At 60.2% G+C, this 17,227-nt stretch carries 17 protein-coding genes and 1 tRNA gene; 7 read left to right on the forward strand and 11 right to left on the reverse strand.

All coding sequences use genetic code 11. The annotated features are described in order from the left end of the window. Positions 1 to 125 precede the first annotated feature (125 nt). Both QZ650_RS07400 and QZ650_RS07405 read left to right on the forward strand, forming a co-directional pair. Positions 126 to 2,753: an ATP-dependent helicase gene (locus QZ650_RS07400; RefSeq protein WP_292521281.1), complete on the forward strand. Its 2,628-nt coding sequence runs from the start codon at positions 126 to 128 to the stop codon at positions 2,751 to 2,753. Continuing rightward, positions 2,750 to 3,463: a metallophosphoesterase gene (locus QZ650_RS07405; protein ID WP_292521282.1), complete on the forward strand. Its 714-nt coding sequence runs from the start codon at positions 2,750 to 2,752 to the stop codon at positions 3,461 to 3,463. The genes QZ650_RS07400 and QZ650_RS07405 overlap by 4 nt, the downstream gene beginning before the upstream one ends. Positions 3,464 to 3,554: 91 nt before the next feature. Here QZ650_RS07405 and QZ650_RS07410 read toward each other — a convergent pair whose 3' ends face one another. Continuing rightward, a complete protein-coding gene (locus QZ650_RS07410) occupies positions 3,555 to 4,628 on the reverse strand; it encodes an NAD(P)-dependent alcohol dehydrogenase (RefSeq protein WP_292521284.1) in 1,074 nt (357 codons plus the stop codon). 381 nt (positions 4,629 to 5,009) lie between these two features. On the opposite strand from QZ650_RS07410, the gene QZ650_RS07415 reads away from it, so the two are divergent. Further along, positions 5,010 to 6,473: a transposase gene (locus QZ650_RS07415; RefSeq protein ID WP_292521286.1), complete on the forward strand. Its 1,464-nt coding sequence runs from the start codon at positions 5,010 to 5,012 to the stop codon at positions 6,471 to 6,473. 34 nt (positions 6,474 to 6,507) lie between these two features. Here the strand turns inward: QZ650_RS07415 and QZ650_RS07420 are convergent, their stop codons facing one another. Then, a complete protein-coding gene (locus QZ650_RS07420; RefSeq protein WP_292521288.1) occupies positions 6,508 to 6,795 on the reverse strand; it encodes a putative quinol monooxygenase in 288 nt (95 codons plus the stop codon). 245 nt (positions 6,796 to 7,040) lie between these two features. Between QZ650_RS07420 and QZ650_RS07425 the strand changes: the two genes are divergently transcribed. Both QZ650_RS07425 and QZ650_RS07430 read left to right on the forward strand, forming a co-directional pair. Beyond that, positions 7,041 to 7,358, forward strand: coding sequence for a DUF3784 domain-containing protein (locus QZ650_RS07425; RefSeq protein WP_292521290.1), 318 nt, complete (start codon positions 7,041 to 7,043; stop codon positions 7,356 to 7,358). Between the two features lie 75 nt (positions 7,359 to 7,433). Continuing rightward, positions 7,434 to 8,588, forward strand: a complete 1,155-nt coding sequence (locus QZ650_RS07430) for a PQQ-dependent sugar dehydrogenase (protein ID WP_292521292.1) — start codon at positions 7,434 to 7,436, stop codon at positions 8,586 to 8,588. Here QZ650_RS07430 and QZ650_RS07435 read toward each other — a convergent pair. Continuing rightward, complete coding sequence (locus QZ650_RS07435) at positions 8,569 to 9,168, reverse strand: DUF2179 domain-containing protein (protein WP_292521293.1); 600 nt, start codon at positions 9,166 to 9,168, stop codon at positions 8,569 to 8,571. The genes QZ650_RS07430 and QZ650_RS07435 overlap by 20 nt on opposite strands. Before the next feature lie 424 nt (positions 9,169 to 9,592). On the opposite strand from QZ650_RS07435, the gene QZ650_RS07440 reads away from it, so the two are divergent. After that, on the forward strand, positions 9,593 to 11,104 hold the full coding sequence (locus QZ650_RS07440) for a DUF1538 domain-containing protein (RefSeq protein ID WP_292521296.1): 1,512 nt from the start codon (positions 9,593 to 9,595) through the stop codon (positions 11,102 to 11,104). A 16-nt stretch (positions 11,105 to 11,120) separates the two neighbouring features. Beyond that, positions 11,121 to 11,813: a hypothetical protein gene (locus QZ650_RS07445; protein ID WP_292521298.1), complete on the forward strand. Its 693-nt coding sequence runs from the start codon at positions 11,121 to 11,123 to the stop codon at positions 11,811 to 11,813. A gap of 48 nt (positions 11,814 to 11,861) precedes the next feature. Here QZ650_RS07445 and QZ650_RS07450 read toward each other — a convergent pair whose 3' ends face one another. The 8 genes from QZ650_RS07450 to QZ650_RS07485 form a co-directional block, all read right to left on the reverse strand. Then, a complete protein-coding gene (locus QZ650_RS07450) occupies positions 11,862 to 12,176 on the reverse strand; it encodes a ferritin family protein (protein WP_292521300.1) in 315 nt (104 codons plus the stop codon). Positions 12,177 to 12,272: 96 nt separating this feature from the next. Next, positions 12,273 to 13,976 carry a bifunctional metallophosphatase/5'-nucleotidase gene (locus QZ650_RS07455; RefSeq protein WP_292521302.1) on the reverse strand — a complete coding sequence of 568 codons (1,704 nt, stop codon included), beginning with the start codon at positions 13,974 to 13,976 and terminating at the stop codon, positions 12,273 to 12,275. 114 nt (positions 13,977 to 14,090) lie between these two features. Continuing rightward, positions 14,091 to 14,528, reverse strand: coding sequence for an FKBP-type peptidyl-prolyl cis-trans isomerase (locus QZ650_RS07460; RefSeq protein WP_292521304.1), 438 nt, complete (start codon positions 14,526 to 14,528; stop codon positions 14,091 to 14,093). Between the two features lie 530 nt (positions 14,529 to 15,058). Further along, positions 15,059 to 15,388, reverse strand: a complete 330-nt coding sequence (locus QZ650_RS07465) for a 5'-nucleotidase C-terminal domain-containing protein (RefSeq protein ID WP_292521308.1) — start codon at positions 15,386 to 15,388, stop codon at positions 15,059 to 15,061. A 106-nt stretch (positions 15,389 to 15,494) separates the two neighbouring features. Beyond that, positions 15,495 to 15,842 carry a DUF86 domain-containing protein gene (locus QZ650_RS07470; RefSeq protein ID WP_292521310.1) on the reverse strand — a complete coding sequence of 116 codons (348 nt, stop codon included), beginning with the start codon at positions 15,840 to 15,842 and terminating at the stop codon, positions 15,495 to 15,497. Beyond that, on the reverse strand, positions 15,839 to 16,171 hold the full coding sequence (locus QZ650_RS07475; RefSeq protein ID WP_292521312.1) for a nucleotidyltransferase domain-containing protein: 333 nt from the start codon (positions 16,169 to 16,171) through the stop codon (positions 15,839 to 15,841). Before QZ650_RS07475 ends, QZ650_RS07470 begins: the two co-directional genes overlap by 4 nt. A 133-nt stretch (positions 16,172 to 16,304) precedes the next feature. Continuing rightward, positions 16,305 to 16,377 (reverse strand) — tRNA-Thr (locus tag QZ650_RS07480). Positions 16,378 to 16,457: 80 nt separating this feature from the next. Next, on the reverse strand, positions 16,458 to 17,189 hold the full coding sequence (locus tag QZ650_RS07485; protein WP_292521314.1) for a sugar phosphate isomerase/epimerase family protein: 732 nt from the start codon (positions 17,187 to 17,189) through the stop codon (positions 16,458 to 16,460). Positions 17,190 to 17,227: the final 38 nt, after the last annotated feature.

Consider the following 17,227-nt stretch of genomic DNA (forward strand, 5'->3'; position numbering starts at 1 on the left):
GGTCCGATGTTGATAAATTCCCCCTATCGGAGGGCGGAACAGGGATGACGTGGGACTGCCGCTCTCTGCATCGCAATGCGGGACGGCGCACGAGGATACTCAGGGATAACAGCAGGTGAAGGAAGATGGAGAAACGATCGGCGAAGCAGGAAGGGCATTCGGACAAGGAGATCCTCGGACTCCTCGATGAGAGCGTACGGGGATGGTGCATACGAAGATTGGAGGGACGGTTCACGCCGCCGCAGAGGATGGCGGTCCCGCTCATCCACGAGAGAAATAACGTCCTCATCTGCTCACCGACCGGGTCCGGAAAAACCCTTGCGGCGTTCCTTGCTATCATCGACGATCTCTTCGTCCGGGCGCAAAACGAAGGGCTCCAGGACAGCGTCTACTGCCTCTATATATCGCCGCTCAAGTCGCTCGCAAACGACATCCACAAGAATCTCAGCGTGCCGCTCGATGGGATAGAGGAGATCGCCCGCGAGCGCGGGGTCGAACACACCCCCATCCGGCATGCCATCCGTCACGGCGATGTCTCGCGGGCCGATAAGGCGAAGATGGCGCGACGGCCGCCACATATCCTCAACATCACCCCTGAGACCCTCGGGATCCTCTTGAACTCCCCGAAGTTCCGCGAAAGCCTCCGGACCGTCCGGTGGGTTGTCGTTGACGAGATCCACTCCCTTGCAGGCTCCAAACGCGGCGTCCACCTCTCGGTGAGCCTCGAGCGCCTGGAGGATCTGGTGAAGGAGGCCGGGGGCGGCTTTACGCGGATCGGGTGCTCGGCGACGATCGAGCCTCTCGCGGAGGTCGGCCGGTTCCTCGTCGGCGCCGGGCGCGAGATTGAGATCGTCGATACCCGGTTCGCGCGGGAGTTCGACTTGCAACTCCTCTGCCCGGTCCCCGACCTCATTGAGACCACCCCTGAAGACCTCTCGCGGCATCTCTACGCAACGATCCACCGCCTCGTGGAGGAGCACAGGAACACGCTCATCTTCACGAATACGAGAAACGGTGCCGAGCGGATCCTCCAGAACCTCCGGGTCCGTTATCCCGGGCACTATACGGAGGAGAACACGGGATGCCATCACGGCTCGATGGGGACGGAGGGAAGGCTCCTCGTCGAGGAGAGACTCAAAGCCGGCAGGGTGAAGGTGGTGACGACCTCAACGTCGCTCGAGCTCGGGGTCGATATGCCCTATGTCGACCTCGTCCTCCAGGTGGGGTCCCCGAAGTCTGTCGCAGCGCTCCTCCAGCGGGTCGGGCGTGCCGGCCACCGTCTTGGCGAGGTGGTGAAAGGCCGGATCGTCGTCCTCGACCGCGACGAGCTCGTGGAGTGCGCGGTGATGCTCCGCGAGGGGCAGAACGGGTTCGTGGACCGGATCCACATACCGGAGAACTGTCTTGACGTCCTCGCGCAGCACGTCCTGGGGATGGCGCTTCTCGGGCCGCAGCAGGTCGACGGGATACTCGAGGTCGTCCGCCGGTCCCACTGTTACCGAAACCTCGATGAGGAAGACCTCATGAGTGTCATCCGCTACCTTGCCGGTGAGTACGCGGGGCTTGAGGAGCGGCATATCTACGCGAAGATCTGGCACGACCCGGCGACCGGGACGATCCAGAAGCGGGGACGGAACGCCCGGATGATCTACTTCTTAAACTCCGGGACGATTCCGGACGAGTTCTCCTGCGACGTCCTCACCCGGGACGGGACGTTTGCCGGCAACCTGGACGAGAAGTACCTTGAGCGGATGAACAAGGGCGATGTCTTCGTCCTCGGCGGGCGCCGCTACAAGTTCGCCTACCGCCGGGGCGGGAAACTCTACGTTGACAGGACGACTGACCGGCCGACGATCCCGAGCTGGTTCTCGGAGAAACTCCCGCTCTCGTTTGACATCGGGCTGCACGTCCTCAGGTTCAAGGAGAGGATGCTTCACGCGATGCAGACGATGGGGGCGGAGGAGATTGTCGATGCGCTCCTTGCCCGGTACCCGATCGACGAGAACAGTGCCCGGAGCATCTGTGCTATCTTCGAGCAGCAGGTGCGCTACCTGGGCGGCGAGGCCATCCCGACGCCGGGCCGAATCGTTGTCGAGGAGCAGGTCGACCAGGAGAATCACCGGCGGCTCTACTTCTTCATGACCAACTATGGGCTGCGGTTCAACGATGGGTTCTCCCGGATCGTCGCCTATATGATTGCACGCGACGTGACAGTTAACGTCTCGGTCGGGATCAGCGATACCGGGTTTCTGGTCTCGATTCCCCTCGAGAAACAGGCTGACCCCGTCCGGATCCTCCAGGGCATCCGGGCTGACGAGTGCGGGGAGGTCCTCAGGGAGGCCGTCGGGAATACCCAGCTCGAAAAGAGGGTCTTCCGGATCAATGCGGCCCGGTCGTTCATGATTCTCAGAAACTACATGGGGCGAAAGAGGAGTGCGCGCCGCCAGCAGGTGAGCGCCGATATGCTGATCTCGTTCGCAAAACGACTTGATGGGTTCGCGGTGATGCGGGAGACCTACCGCGAGGTGATCGAGGACCGGTTCGAGGCGGAGAATATCAGGCGGATCGTCGACGGGATTGGCACAGGCGCTATCGAGGTTGTCCTGACCCGCGCCGCGTCCCCAAGCCCGCTCGCGTTCGGGATCGCGACGCTCGGGGTCTCCGATGCGGTCTACGTCCAGGACCGGCTCTCGATGCTTCGCGAGTTCCAGCGCCGGGTGATGGACAGCATCGGGGACGGGGCGGTGGCATGACCGCAGTCAGTGAGGCCGACCTCCTCAGCCGATTCGGGTTCTATAAGGGCGCCCTCCACATTCGGGCCCTCTCCCTCTGCGTCGTCTCCGACGTCCACATCGGGCTTGCGGAGACCCTCTACCGGCAGGGGCTTCACTTCCCCCTCCATGAAGGGGAGACGCTGCTCGAACGGTTCGAGGCTATCCTCGACCGATTCCGGCCCGCGATCTTTGTCCTCGACGGAGATATCTTCCACGCCTTCGACCGGGTGAGCCGGGACGTAAAGGAGACGTTCTCGGCGATCCTTGCGACCCTCCGGGCCGAATGCGAGGTCGTCCTTGTGCGTGGGTCGCACGATACCATGCTTCCTCTGGTTGCTGGGACGGTCGACCGTTACGACCACGGCGGCTACACGGTAGTCCACGGCGATAGGGAGGTCGATGACCACGGGACGCTCGTCATCGGCCACGACCACCCGGCGATCGAGATCGATCTCGCCCGGTTCCCCTGCTTCCTCTACGGGCGGGGCGTGGTTTCCGGGCAAGACCTCGTCGTGATGCCGGCCTATAACCCCCTCTCGCCCGGCGTCATGATCAACTATGCGCGGGGCCGAGACTTCCTCTCGCCCATCCTCCGCCGCGTGGACGTGGGTGCTCTGCAGCCGGTGGTGGAGGTCGACGGCGAGGCGGTGGTCCTTCCGCCGCTTGCCGGCATCCGGCGGTTTGCGTGAGAGCGCATGATGCGACGAGCGCGGTGTGTACCGTGGATGTTCTGGACCGTCCTCGTTTCTGGGCGCGCTTCAAAAAAGATTGTGGTAGTATTTACTCTTCGATCACAACGACAGGCTTGATGAGGTCGCGCGGCTTGTCCTTCATCAGGAGCAGAGCCTTCTCGAGGTTCTCAAAGCCCTTGAACCTGTGAGTCAGCATCGGAGAGAGGTTGAGCTTGCCGGTCTCAACGAGGCTTGCGAGTTTCTCCATCCGCAGCCTGCCGCCGGGCATCAGACCGCAGTGGATGAACTTGTGGCTCATACCGCAGCCCCACTCGACACGCGGAACAAGGACGTTCTCGCCCGAGCCGAGGTAGTTGACGTTTCCGATCTTTCCGCCGGGCTTGACCATGCGGACCGCCTCGCCCATGGTCTTCACGTCGCCGCCGGCGATACAGACCTTGTCGACGCCCTTGCCGTCGGTCTTCTCGAGAACCTGCTCGACGATGTCACCGTTCTTGTAGTTGATGATATCGGTCGCGCCGTAGCCTCGTGCTGCGGTTGCACAGTCCGGCCTGCTGCCGACCGCAAGGATGTGGGACGCACCCATCAGGTTTGCACCGGCAACACTCATCAGTCCGACAGGGCCGATACCGATACAGCAGACGGTGTCGCCGAGTTTGATGTCAGCAAGTTCTGCTGCGTGGAACCCGGTCGGAACCATGTCGGTGATCATGGTCGCTTCTGCTACCGGGATGGAGTCCGGGAGCTTCGCGAGGTTTCCATCCGCCTCGTTGACGTGGAAGAGCTCGCCAAAGACACCGTCCTTGAAGTTCGAGAACTTCCAGCCGGCAAGCATGCCACCGGAGTGCGTCGCGAATCCTGCCTGCGCTTCAATGGTCATCCAGTCGGGAGTGATTGCCGGGACGATAACGCGGTCGCCGGGTTTGAAGTCTTTCACCATTGAACCGACTTCAACGACTTCTCCGACGGCTTCATGGCCCAGAATCATGTCAGTGCGTTCCCCGATTGCTCCCTCCCACACGGTGTGGATATCAGAGCTGCACGGTGCAGCTGCAAGCGGCTTAACCAGTGCATCCAGCGGACCGCACTTGGGTGCTTCCTTCTCGATCCATCCGATCTCGCCGATCTTGCGCATCGCAAGTCCTTTAATTGTTTTTGCCATGGTATGTCCATCCATTTGTCTGTCCGTGAGCCTCTGGCTCACGCGGGCCTCATGAGCGTTGCTCATGGACCTGTGCCGATCGGTACGCTTCCGATCGACAACTGAACCACGACCGGATGTACAACCGACATGATAGTCCAATATCCGGCCCACCCATATATAATTTCTTATTTGGAGTATACTGATTTCACCCGAAGCATTCTGGTGCTTTTGCACAATAACCGCTCAATGATTCTCTATTTTCGTATGGGGCGGTGCCTGATGTGAAACCAGGTTCCCGATATGTTAGGGAATATATTTTTCATTTTGCCGGCAGATGATGGAACTGCCAGTGCAGAAGGGGAACATCTATTTAAAATATAATCCCTAAAAACCCCTGGTATGGAAGAGTGGGTCCGTGCGTGGCTGAAAGAGCAGCGGCGGAAGGGTGCGAAATGTCTTGAGATCAAGGAGATCCAGGGTAAACCCTACGTTTACCGTTCGACGAGCGTCTACGACCGGACGACCCGATCCCCGAAGAAGGTGAGCACCTACCTCGGGCGGCTCACGAGAGAGCACGGCTTCATCGCCAAAGGGAGAAAAACATCAAGTTCCCTGATACCGCCCCGCAACGTGTACGAGTACGGGAATGCCGCCCTGATGGCGGAGGAGTTCAACGAGGTGCTTCCCGTGCTCAAACAGGCATTCCCCACCTGCTGGCAGGAGATTGTCGCACTCGTCTTTACCCGGATTGCCGGGTTTACCCCGCTCTCCCGGGTCGAAGACGCCTGGGGGAAACTCGACAACATCCTCACGCTTGCCCCGGACTGTGACCCTGGCACCCTCTCCGGGGTGCTCGCTACGGTCGGCAGCGACCCTGCCGCCCAGCAGGCAGTCTTCCAGCACCTCCCATCGCCGGAACACCAGTTCATCTACGACCTCTCGTTCCACTTCTCCCACTCCGACACCCTCAACATTGCCGACTTTGCCGAGAATACCGATAACGTCTGGATGCGGCAGGTCATCATCATGCTCTCCTGTGGGAAAGAGACCGGCCTTCCTGTGATGGTCCGGGCACTGCCGGGCTCCGTCCAGGATGTCGCCGCCCTCATAGGGTCCCTCGCCGGGATGGATACCGCGAGGACGACCCTCATCCTCGACCGGAGGTTCATCACGGAGGCGAACGAGGCCCTCCTCCGCGAGGCGAAGATCCCGTTCGTTGCTCTCCAGCGCCGCAACAGCGCCCGGTATACAACCCGGATCCACCTCACCGATCACTTCTTCTACCACAAACAGCTCATCCGTGCCGGGAGACGCGAGGTTGACGGGCTGATGCTCTATCTCTATGAGGACGCCGACCTTGCCGTGGAAGAGAAGAAGACCCTCTACCGCCTGCTGGAGAAGGGCCAGATCGACAGGGAGACCCTCAACCAGCGCATAAAGCGTGCCGGCAGGATCCTGCTCCTCTCCTCGATCACGGCGCGGCCGCAGGAGATCTACGAGTTGTACAAGTCGCGGAACGCTATCGAGGATCATTTCGCCGTATTCAAGAACCTGATCCTGGAGGACAAGCCCTACCTCCGCGACACAACGGCGGTCCTGGGCCACGTCTTCGTCGGGTTCCTCTGCTTCTACCTCTATTGCCGCATCCAAAACAGGATCCGGCAGGCCGGCCTTTCCGCATACCTCTCGCCGCATGGGCTTCTCCTGAAGCTCTCGGAGGTCTACTCCGTGGTCCACGGGGACGAGAAAGAGATAACCGAGGTGCCGGAGCAGGTGCGCGGAATTGCCGGGAAACTTAACCTGGATGTAGCATCCCCCGGGATGTGGCGGGCCGCAACACCCAGGCAGGTGCCGGATGTATGATCCGGCGGAAAGAAAGTGAAGGGATACCCACCATCTAGGTGAGTTTCTGGTACAGGGCGATGTCCAGCGGACCGTCAAATAGCGGTCCGGCTTTCTCCACAAAACCTAGGAAGTGGGGGGTGTTGTTGTGGAACTCGATCGCGGCCTGGTCTTTCCAGACCTCGATGAACGTGAACTTTGCGGGGTTCCCGATGTCTGTATAAAAGTCGTAGGAGACGTTTCCCGTCTCGCTTCTGCTGGCCTGGACCAGGTCCCGGGCATGGTTCACGAGTTCGTCTGCCTTGCCCGGTTGTGCAGTGCATTTGGCAACAATGGTTATCATCCGATTATCTCCCAATGCCGGTCGGCAACACGTGTGAATCGTCCGGGAGAGTTGATAAACTTACGCATCCGTCCGGGTGGCTTTCTGCGGGCGCCGGGACCGCCACGGCCCCGTCAAGCAGCGCGGACGATCAGGCGCGACCGGCCCCGGCGGCAGGATCGGTGCTGTGCGGGTGGGACAGCCTGCGCGCCCGGAGAGCACCGGAAGAGTATAGCGTCCAGGAGCCGACATGATCCCGGCAGATTATGTGGATTGCAAACCTCCTTGCCGGAGTGGTCACACTCTTCCTCGGCATCATCATCCGGGCCTTCAACGCGAGCTGCCTCATTGCGGGTTACAATACCGCACCCCTCAAGGAACGGGCAAAATACGATGAAGTAGCGCTGACCCGGTTCGTGGGAAACCTCCTGGTTGTTGCATCCGCAGTCCTCCTCGCCGGCGGGCTGCTCCCAACAGTTGCAGGTGCACCGGACGAACTGGCCGGCGTATCGTGGATCCTCTTTGCGGTGGTCATCGTCGGAGGGATTGCCTATATGAACACCGGGGAGCGGTTCAGGCGGTGAAGGGCGGGGTCGGGTGATACCTGCAGAGTAATGCCTATATACGCTCCCGGCCATCCCGGGCTCCGGAGATGACCTGTGTCACGCCGGACTGTTATCATTCTTGCCGCCGTTGCGGTGTTCGCCCTTCTCGGTATTGTCGTTGCCGTCGTGCTGCCGCCGGGTGGGGGCGCCGGCCCCCTGCCGCTCGATACAATCACCCTGCCTGCAGGGTTTGAGATCGATCTCTATGCAGGGAACGTCACCGGGGCACGGTCGATGACCATATCACCGAACGGGACGCTCTTTGTCGGGAGCCGCGGCCCCGGGAACGTCTACGCCATCCCCGACCGCGACGGCGACGGAAGGGGCGATGCGGTGATCGTGGTTGCGAGTGGCCTTGACTCCCCGAACGGTGTCGCGTTCCACAACGGCTCCCTCTATGTCGCCGAGATCGGGCGCGTCCTGCGCTACGATGATATCGAGGCGAACCTGGAGGATCCACCGGAACCAGCGGTCGTGAGCACCGCCTTCCCGGGTGATGCGCTGCACGGCTGGAAGTTCATCGCTTTCGGGCCCGACGGGAAGCTCTATGTCCCGGTAGGCGTGCCCTGCAACGTCTGCGACCCCGAAGACGAGCGGTTCGGCACCATCCTCCGGATGAACCCTGACGGGACCGATCTCGAGGTCTACGCCCGGGGCATCCGGAACACGGTGGGATTCGACTGGCATCCGGAGACCGATGAACTCTGGTTCACGGACAACGGCCGGGACTGGCTCGGCAATGACGTCCCGCCGGATGAACTGAACCGGGCGCCGGAGAGCGGGATGCACTTTGGGTTCCCCTTCTGCCACGGACGGTCGATCCACGACCCCGAGTTCGGAGCGGGGCAGGCGTGCGCAAACTTCACGCCCCCGGAGCAGGAACTCGGGCCGCACGTTGCCGCGCTCGGCATGCGGTTCTATGATGGCGACCAGTTCCCGGAGGAGTACCGTGGCCGGATCTTCATCGCCGAGCACGGGTCCTGGAACCGGCTGGAGCCGATCGGGTACCGGGTGACGATGGTCAGCCTTGAGAACGGCACGCCTGCCTCTTACGAAGTCTTCACGGAGGGCTGGCTCCAGGGCCGGGCGGCGTGGGGCCGGCCTGTGGATGTCGAGGCGGCAAACGATGGGTCGCTCCTCGTCTCGGACGACCGGGCGAACGCCGTCTACCAGATAACCTACCCCGGGGTCACTTCCCCTTCCGGATGACTCTCTTGAAAGGGAACGGGGTCGGGCCCGGCACAACGACCGGGAACGTCCCCTCTGCTGCCCGCCGGACATCCTCGATCGAGTAGAACGCCTTGGGGTTGAACTCGTGGATGGCGTTCTCCACGTCCTTGATGTTCTTTCTCTTGACCACGGAGAAGATGACCTTGCCGGGGCCTACTTTCCCCTGCGCGTCCAGGACCGTCACACCGTAACCGGCGGCGCGGAGGTAGTCGATGAGGTTGGTCGCGTCCCGCTGAGTGATTATCCGGATGATGGCAAGCCCCATCGCCAGCCGTTCCTCAACGAGCATCCCGACATAGTTCCCCGTGGCGAACCCGGCCGCATAGGCGAAGTAGTTGAGGGGGTTTGTGAGGTTCTGGAAGATCTGGCCGACAGCGATGATCCAGATGAAGACCTCGACGAACCCGAGGGCCGGAGCGACCATCTTCATCCCCCGCGAGACGAAGATGATCCGCATCGTCCCGATGGTAACGTCGCAGATCCGCGCAAAGAAGATAAATGCCGGGACGATGACCAGAGAGAACGCCTCCGGGCCGATATCCGGGACGATGCTGAGCATAGATCATAGTTGATAGATTGGTGGGATATACCTATCGATCTAGAAAAAACTCTGATAGCCTATTTTACAGGATTTCTACTGTAGGGTGATTGGAGAAATAATTTAGATACACGCAGGGGCTCCGGTTTTTAATCAGGGCGCTCTGCAGATCTAACGGACAGGATACACTCCTCTATGTGAATGAGCGAGTATCGCCCCGTTTCCCGCCCCCTCTCGCGCAGGAACTCTCTGGCGTGGTCAATCTCCTCGCCCGTACCACCTTTTGGGCTGCACTCCATGTGTTCCGGAAAATAGCCCGAAGGGGTTGATATCCGGGTATCGGGCCCCGTGACCCAATGGTATATGTTGGGTTTATCGGACTGGAGGTTCATCTTGGCCGGGTTCGATCTTCTGATCCGTGACGAGTTAAAAGGGGGTGCAGGGGATGCGGCACATTCTGCTTGAAAAATTCAAAGAGTCAGTACAATCAGTCCTCCCGATCTGCGGCATCGTCTTTCTGCTCCATCTTACCCTGACTCCCCTGCCTCTCGGCACGCTGGCGCTCTTCGCAACAGGCGCCGTTCTGCTTATCGTGGGCATGAGTGTCTTCACACTCGGTGCCGATACGGCCGTTATGCCGATGGGGGAGTTGATAGGTTCAAAACTGACCGAATCGCGGAATCTCCGGCTGATCGTCCTCACCAGTTTTGTGCTGGGCGCGGCCTTAACGGCAGCGGAGCCCGACCTGCAGGTGCTGACCCGGCAGGTTCCTGCCGTGCCCGATCCAGTCTTTGTGGCTACAGTCGCCTTTGGTGTGGGTGTCTTTCTGGTCCTTGCCGTGCTCCGGATCCTCTTCCGGATTCGGCTTTCCCATATGTTTATCGTCCTGTATTCCCTGGCCTTTATCCTGGCTGCGTTTACCGGGCTGGATTATCTGGCTGTGGCCTTCGATTCGAGCGGTGTTACAACGGGCTCCATCACGGTGCCCTTTATCCTTGCATTGGGTGCCGGCATCTCGGCGGTCCGCGGGGAGAAGAGGTCTGAGGACAGTTTCGGGCTCACCGCCATCTGCTCGATAGGGCCGATTCTCGCGGTCCTGATTATGGGGTTGCTCTTTGACCCCGCAGGCACTGGCTACGCCTCCGAGCCTACCACCACGGTGAGCAGCACGGCAGAACTCGCGAGACTGTATGCTGAAGGGCTGCTCCAGTTCTTCAGGGAAGTCTCACTCATTCTGCTGCCCATTGTGGTGATCTTCGGGATATATCAGGTGATAAACTTAAAACTCTCCAGAACCCGGCTGATCCGGATCGGCGTGGGGATCATCTATATCCTCGTTGGACTCACGGTCTTTCTGACTGGGGTGAACATAGGCTTTGTGCCTGCCGGGACGTATCTCGGCCATGCCCTCACGTCTTTGCCGTACAACTGGATTCTAATCCCGCTCGGTGCCGTCATCGGCTTTTTCATTGTTGCCGCGGAGCCTGCCGTGCAGATCCTCGTTACCCAGATCGACGAGATCACCCGCGGCGCAATCTCACGCCGGGCCATGATGCTGAGCCTCTCCGTAAGCGTAGGAATAGCGCTGGCGCTTGTCATGGTCCGCATCCTGACGGGCATTGAGATCTGGCTCTTCCTGCTGCCTGGCTACGCTGTTGCTCTGGCATTGACGTTTTTTTCGCCCCAGCTCTTTACTGCAATCGCGTTTGACTCCGGCGGCATTGCCGCAGGCACCATGGCGGCAGCATTCCTGCTCCCGCTCACCATGGGGGTCTCCGAAGCTCTGGGCGGCAACATACTGACAGACGCTTTCGGGATCATCGCCATGGTGGCCATGATGCCGCTGATCACCGTACAGATCATAGGATTATTCTACAGGATGAAGGTACGACGGGCCAGGGCCACGGCAAGGAGAGTAACCTTTGACAAGGATGATGTAGAGATAATCGACCTGTAAGGTGCGAGGGGTAAGGATGCTGGACGAGACATCCGGAGGTGGGCCGCTGGTGGTTATGATCGCCATCTTTGACCGGGGGCAGGATGAAACGGTGATGAGCCTCGTTACGGGTGAGGGTGTGACGTTCAACCTCCTGACCCGGGGAAAAGGCACAGCGGACTCGAAGATCCTGAACTATCTGGGGTTGGGCGAGACCGAGAAGACAATCCTTATCAGCACGATGGCCCTGGAGCCGTCAAACGTCCTGCTCGATAAGATGCGCAACGGACTGATCCCGGGCAAATTCGGTCGTGGCATCGTCTTTACGCTGCCTGTGGGGAGCGTGTGCGGGGCAAGAACGGTGGATTACCTGATAGGTTCGTCAGAGAAAGAGGATGGAGAACGTCGTATGGAACAGGATATGGGTCACGATCTGATTATAGCGGTTGCAAACCGGGGTTTCTCGGATGTTGTGATGGAGGCGGCAAAGAGTGCAAAGGCCACGGGGGGAACCGTCATCCCGGCGCGGGGCACCGATTTCGATGGCATGGAGAAGTTCTTTGGGGTGACCATCCTGCCCGAGAAGGACCTGATCCTGATCCTCACAACGAACGAGTTCAAGTGCGGCATCATGGAAGCGATCGCCACCCGGGCGGGGCCCCAAACCGATGCCGGAACCCTTGTCTTCTCCCTCCCGGTAAACGGAGTTAGCGGATTGCCTCCGGAATAAGGGGGCCGGAACCGTCATCACAGCGACAGCGATCAGGGGCGGACGGACTCATTTCCCGCCCTTCTTCACCTCTTCGATCATCTCCTCGACCTCCTCGTAACCGTGCCGGTAAAACTCCTCCTCAGCGGGCTCAATCTCCCGCAGGAGACGCAGGAACTCTCCCGCATGCTCCCTCTCTTCGTCCGCGATATCCCGCATCACCTTCTGGACCAGCGGATCGTCGGTCGACTCAGCGATCTGGACGTAGAACTGTATCGCCTCGTACTCGGCGGCGATCGAGAACCGGATCGTCCGGATGAGTTCTCCGTGATCCAGTTTCCGCTCCATGTGGTTCCCGGAGAACGGTTGCGCAAATTCGGGCATGTCGAATGACCTCCGGGGGCTCATGCGACGGGGCGTTATTTATAGGTTGGGCCGGTTGCTGCCCGGGCGGGCTGCCTGCGAACAGGCAACCCATTTTTATCCGGCCACTGTGATCCTCCCTTCCGCCTTCACATCCACCGGCTCCGAAAAGGCTTCCATATATGCGACCAGTGCATCGACATCGAGCGGGCCGTTGACGATATTTGTCCCTTTTGTGAAGACGGTATACCCGTCACCGCCGGTCGCGAGGAAGTCGACCATGGCTGCCGTGTACTCCGCGTCCGGGTCAAGCGCGACGCCGCCCACCCGGACTTCGGTAACCTTGCCGCCCGCGGGCTTTCTCTCGTCGAAGACATACGACAACCCGGAGACGGCGAGGTTGTGGGGCGGCAGCGGGGTCTCCCACTGCTGTTCCAGGACGTCCCTGACCTGGCCTCCCGTCATGGTCATCGAGAGGACGGTCGAAGAGAACGGCTGTACCGCGTAAAGGTCGCCCCATGTGATGTTGCCCTCCGCTATATCCGCCCGGAGCGAGCCGGTGGTGATAAACCCGATATCGGCGCCCATCGCCGCCTGCTGGGCGTCGGCGACGAGGTTGCCGAGTGCTGATTCGCCGGCATCGGTCTTTTCGCGCGTAATATCTGCCGATGCGGTCGCGACGACCCGGTTCGCCAGCGGCCCGACCGCTTCCTCGCTCATCCGGAGTAACGACGAGACCTCGGGATCGGGATCGATACCCGGCGGTCTGCCCCTGTATGCCGGGACGATCCGTGCCGATGTATGGGTGACCTCGCCGGTGACGGGATCGACGACGAGGTCGACGTCGGCAAACGCCCTGCTGTAACTGTATGCCTGCGTCACCAGCACCGGGTTTCCGCCGGCGTTCTCCAGGTAGGCGTTCGTGAATGCGTGGGTGTGGCCCGAGAGGACGATATCCACATCCGCATCGAGCCCGGCGACGATCCCGGCGACCCTGCCCGTCACGTTGCCCTCTTCGCGGGTCGGGCCGTCGTAGGGGTCCTGCTCGCCGCCCTCGTGGAGGAGGACGACGATCGCATGTACCCCCTTCTGTTGGATCTCCGGGATGTAACTGTTGATCGACTCGATCTCGTCTCTGAAGGTGAATTCTTCGACGTTGACCGGCCTCTGGATCGAGGGGGTCTTCACTGTAGTGGCACCGATGAACGCGATATCGACGCCGCCGGCGTCCCGGATGGTATAGGGGGCGGCAAGGAGGGTGCCGTTCGTCTTCCAGACCACGTTCGAGGAGATGTATTCAGCCCTTGCACCCGGGTAGGGATCCTCCAGGTGGGTGATGTTTGTCGCGCCGTTCCCGCCGTGGATCGTCCGCAAGAGTTCATCCGTGCCCCGGTCGAACTCGTGGTTGCCGAAGGTTGCGATCACCTCCGGACCGTCGTCCACGAGGCTGTTGAAGAAGAGCAGGGTGGGCTCGTCCAGCAGCAACCCGGACTCCGGCGGCGACGCGCCGACGACGTCCCCCGGGAGCGCGATGAACGTGGCTGCCTCACCGGCATCCGCAGTCGCGCACTTGAGATACGACGCAAGCACCGGTGCGCTTCCGGCCGGTTCGCCGTCGAGTTTCTGCCCGGCGGGCAGTTGTCCGTGGAAGTCGTTGACCGCGAGGATCCTGACGTGGACCGGTTCTGTTGCCGGAGACGGTGCAGGGGAGGGGTAACCCGAGAGTGCAATAGGGACAACAATGACGATCAGGAGTACGCATAAGCCGACGAACGCCTGTTGCCGTGACGATCTGCCGCCTGTGGATGAACCGGCTGCCATGAGAAGAGGTCTCCTCGGGCGGGATAAATACCAGCCGGAATAGTTCCGGACGGGGAAGGGAGAACGGGGCGTTTAGCCGGCGGATGCGGGATGACGCCCACTCTGGCGCGGGATTTATGCGTCCCGGGGGAGGATTGCCGCGACGGTGATCGTGTAGGTGATCGTCTCTCCCGCGAGCGGATGGTTCGCGTCGACGGTGATCCTCTTCTCGTCCACGTCGACGACGGTCACCCGGCAGGGTTTGCCCATCACCTCGACCTTCAGAAACTCGCCGGTGACCGGCTCGTGGTCGAGGTTCAGTTTCGTGCGCTTTATCGTGACGACGAGTTTTCTGTGGAACTTCCCGTAGGCCTTCTCCGGGGGCAGCACCACGGTCACCGTCTCGCCCGGCTCTCTCCCCATCAGCGCCTCCTCAAAGAGGGGGTTGATCTGCTTCGCTCCGAGGGTGACCCGGACTGGCTCTCCTGACCGGGTATCCTCAAAGATCTCGCCGTCGGGGCGGGTGCTGGTGAAGTGCAGGAGGAGGGTGTCTCCGTCTGTTACGGGTGCCATGGGTGCATGATTGGTTTGTCGGGGCAGTGCTTTAACCATCACGATGTCGGGGCGGATGGGTTGGGGGCGTGGGTTGCGCAACCCTTCCAGGATCCAACGGGTGCCTGGCCGCCGGTGCGGGTGGGCGGATGACGGTTGCTCATCCCTGCTTTCTCAATCGTAGAAGGCCCTTCTCTTCTCACAGAGTAGAACCCATGAGTTTCTTCTTCGTAACCCCTGCCCCCAGAGGGCGGGGGCAGCGCGTAGTAATATGCGGCGAACAGAACGTTCGGAGCAGAAGCATCGACCGGTGCGCAGCCCGGTGGAAAGCCGTGCACGAGTTATAACATCAGAAGCGCGCAGCCCCGGGGTGGCGGTTCTGTCTCATCCTCCCTGGGCTCTGCGGTTTCAGTTACGCCGTGCAGGCTGACAAGTGGGGAATACTCAAGCGGCAGCCGGGGTTCGTCCACCTGGACCTCGAAGATCCTGCTGCCCGCGGGCTTTCTCTCGTCGAAGGTATACGAAGGCTCGGATACGGGTAAGGGGGCCTCTCATTCCTGCTCCAGCACGCCCCGGACCTGGCCTCCCACTATGGTCATCGAGAGGACAGTCGAAGAGAACGGTTGCACCGCATAAAGGTCGCCCCACGTGGCGCTCTCCTCCGCTATCTCCACCCGGAGTGAAGCGATGGTGACGAACGCGATCCCGGCATGCACCGTCGCCCGCTGGCCGTCGGCGACGAGGCTGCCAGACACGTAGTTTCCAGAGATGGGGTCGTAATGGCCCGGCTTGCCCGACCGGGCATACGCAAAAGCCTCGGTATCGGGGCCGGTGCTGGTCAAGTGCAGGAGGAGGGTGTCGCCGTCTTGTACGGGTGCCACAGGTGCCTGATCGGTTTGTCTGGCAGGGCCCCCATTTCACTGTAAATGTGATGGAGTTCCAGAGCATGCCTCTAAATGAGCCCGTTGAAAATCTTATTTGTAGAGGTCATTTATCCCAACCAGTGAGAATATCTCCAATTTGCCGATGCAAAACAGGTATTTCCACAGTTGCCAGAGTCCAGACATAGTTTAGATTCACGCCTGGATAGTCATGAATCAGCCTATCCCGAAGTCCTGAGATTTTTCTCCATGGAATGTCCGGATATTCACCCCGGAAGTCATCCGGAACATGTTTTGCAGCTTCGCCAATAATTTCGAAAAATCTGATGACACCCGCGTTATACAGTGAATCTCCAAGAAATTCCTCGTAACTCATTCGTTCGGTTGCCTTCATGATATTCTCAGATTGCTCATAAATATCTGTAAGATAGCATCGCAACCGCAACTCTCTCATGCTGCGTCCCTCTCACGCGTGCAGAAAATAGCCTCCATCATCACGCATGTACGGAATCTCTCACTCATCCACTCAACGGAAACCAGATCCACTCTTCTTTGAAGTAGATCCTCGAGAAAGTCCCCTAAGTCCAGTAGATTTTCATAAGTGTCCATCTCCGGATGAAACGAGTATACAATGTCCACGTCCGATCTTGGCGTGTCCTCCTCGCGCGATACGGAACCGAAAATACCGATTGTTTCAACACCATACTTCTCCCGGAGGGTCGGGAGCTCACGCTCAAGAAGGGCCAGGACCTTGGGCTTGACGGATTGATATCCTTTTATCATCGATCGCCCCCGGGATTTACTGATGATATCTCTTTGCCACCACGAGATATGAGGTTTTGCCAGTAGAGAGGAGGTCCTCTCCGCGACAAATATGCTTAAATTGGTCCTTAACTTTGAAAAGAAGTAATATCCAAGCCTCAGGCGAGATTCGAACTCGCGACCTCGTCCTTACCAAGGACGCGCTCTACCGGCTGAGCCACTGAGGCGTGACGCACCAATTATGTTGGAGTTTTTCCTTATAAAAGGTTACGGCTGATCCCGGGGGATGGACCGGGTCTGACCAACTTTATTCGCCCCGCGCGGCAGCATTGATCGCTTCCAGCGCGCCGATGCTGGCGGTCACCCCGTCGAGAGTCTCCACCTCGACGATGGGGATGACGTTGTTCCTTCGCACAGCCTCCATCACGGCGGCAAAATCAATCGTTCCGGCCCCGACCGGGGAGTGCGTGTCTTCGTCACCACTGTTGTCGTGCAGGTGGTAGTGCGCTGTTGGGTGGGCAAGGAAGCAGTCCAGGGATCCGTTGAGATTCGCGTGGCCGACGTCGAGCGCAAACCCGATCCCGTCGATGAGCGCCAGATCCTCGCAGGAGCGCAGGAAGAAGTACTCCCAGTTGCCCATGTTCTCCACAAAGAACGTCACCGAGAGGTCCTCGGCCGCTGCCGTCAGTTCGTCGAGCGATTGCCGGAACCTCTCCAGCGCCCGGTCCCGCTCCTCGACCCACGCGTAGTAGCCCGGGTGGATGACCACGTCCGCCCCGACCTCCGCGGCGATGGCGAACGTCTGCGTCAGGACCTCGACACTCCCCCGCCGGATGGGTTCCAGGATGCTTGCGATGTTGACCCCCCGGGCCGGCGCGTGGATGAAGTAGAGGTACGAGTAACTCTCCAGCGGTTCTGCGCTCTCAAGGTGGTGCAGCCCCTCATCCATCACTTCCACACAGCTGGTTATGGGGGCAAGTCTTTCGAGTGCCACCGCGAGCGGCTCGTGATGAAGACAGTAAGTGGAGACGCCGAACATACAGAATGTTCCGACCCGGAGATGATATAGATTCGGAA

This window comes from Methanoculleus sp. (genome assembly GCF_020696975.1).
Taxonomy (GTDB): domain Archaea; phylum Halobacteriota; class Methanomicrobia; order Methanomicrobiales; family Methanoculleaceae; genus Methanoculleus.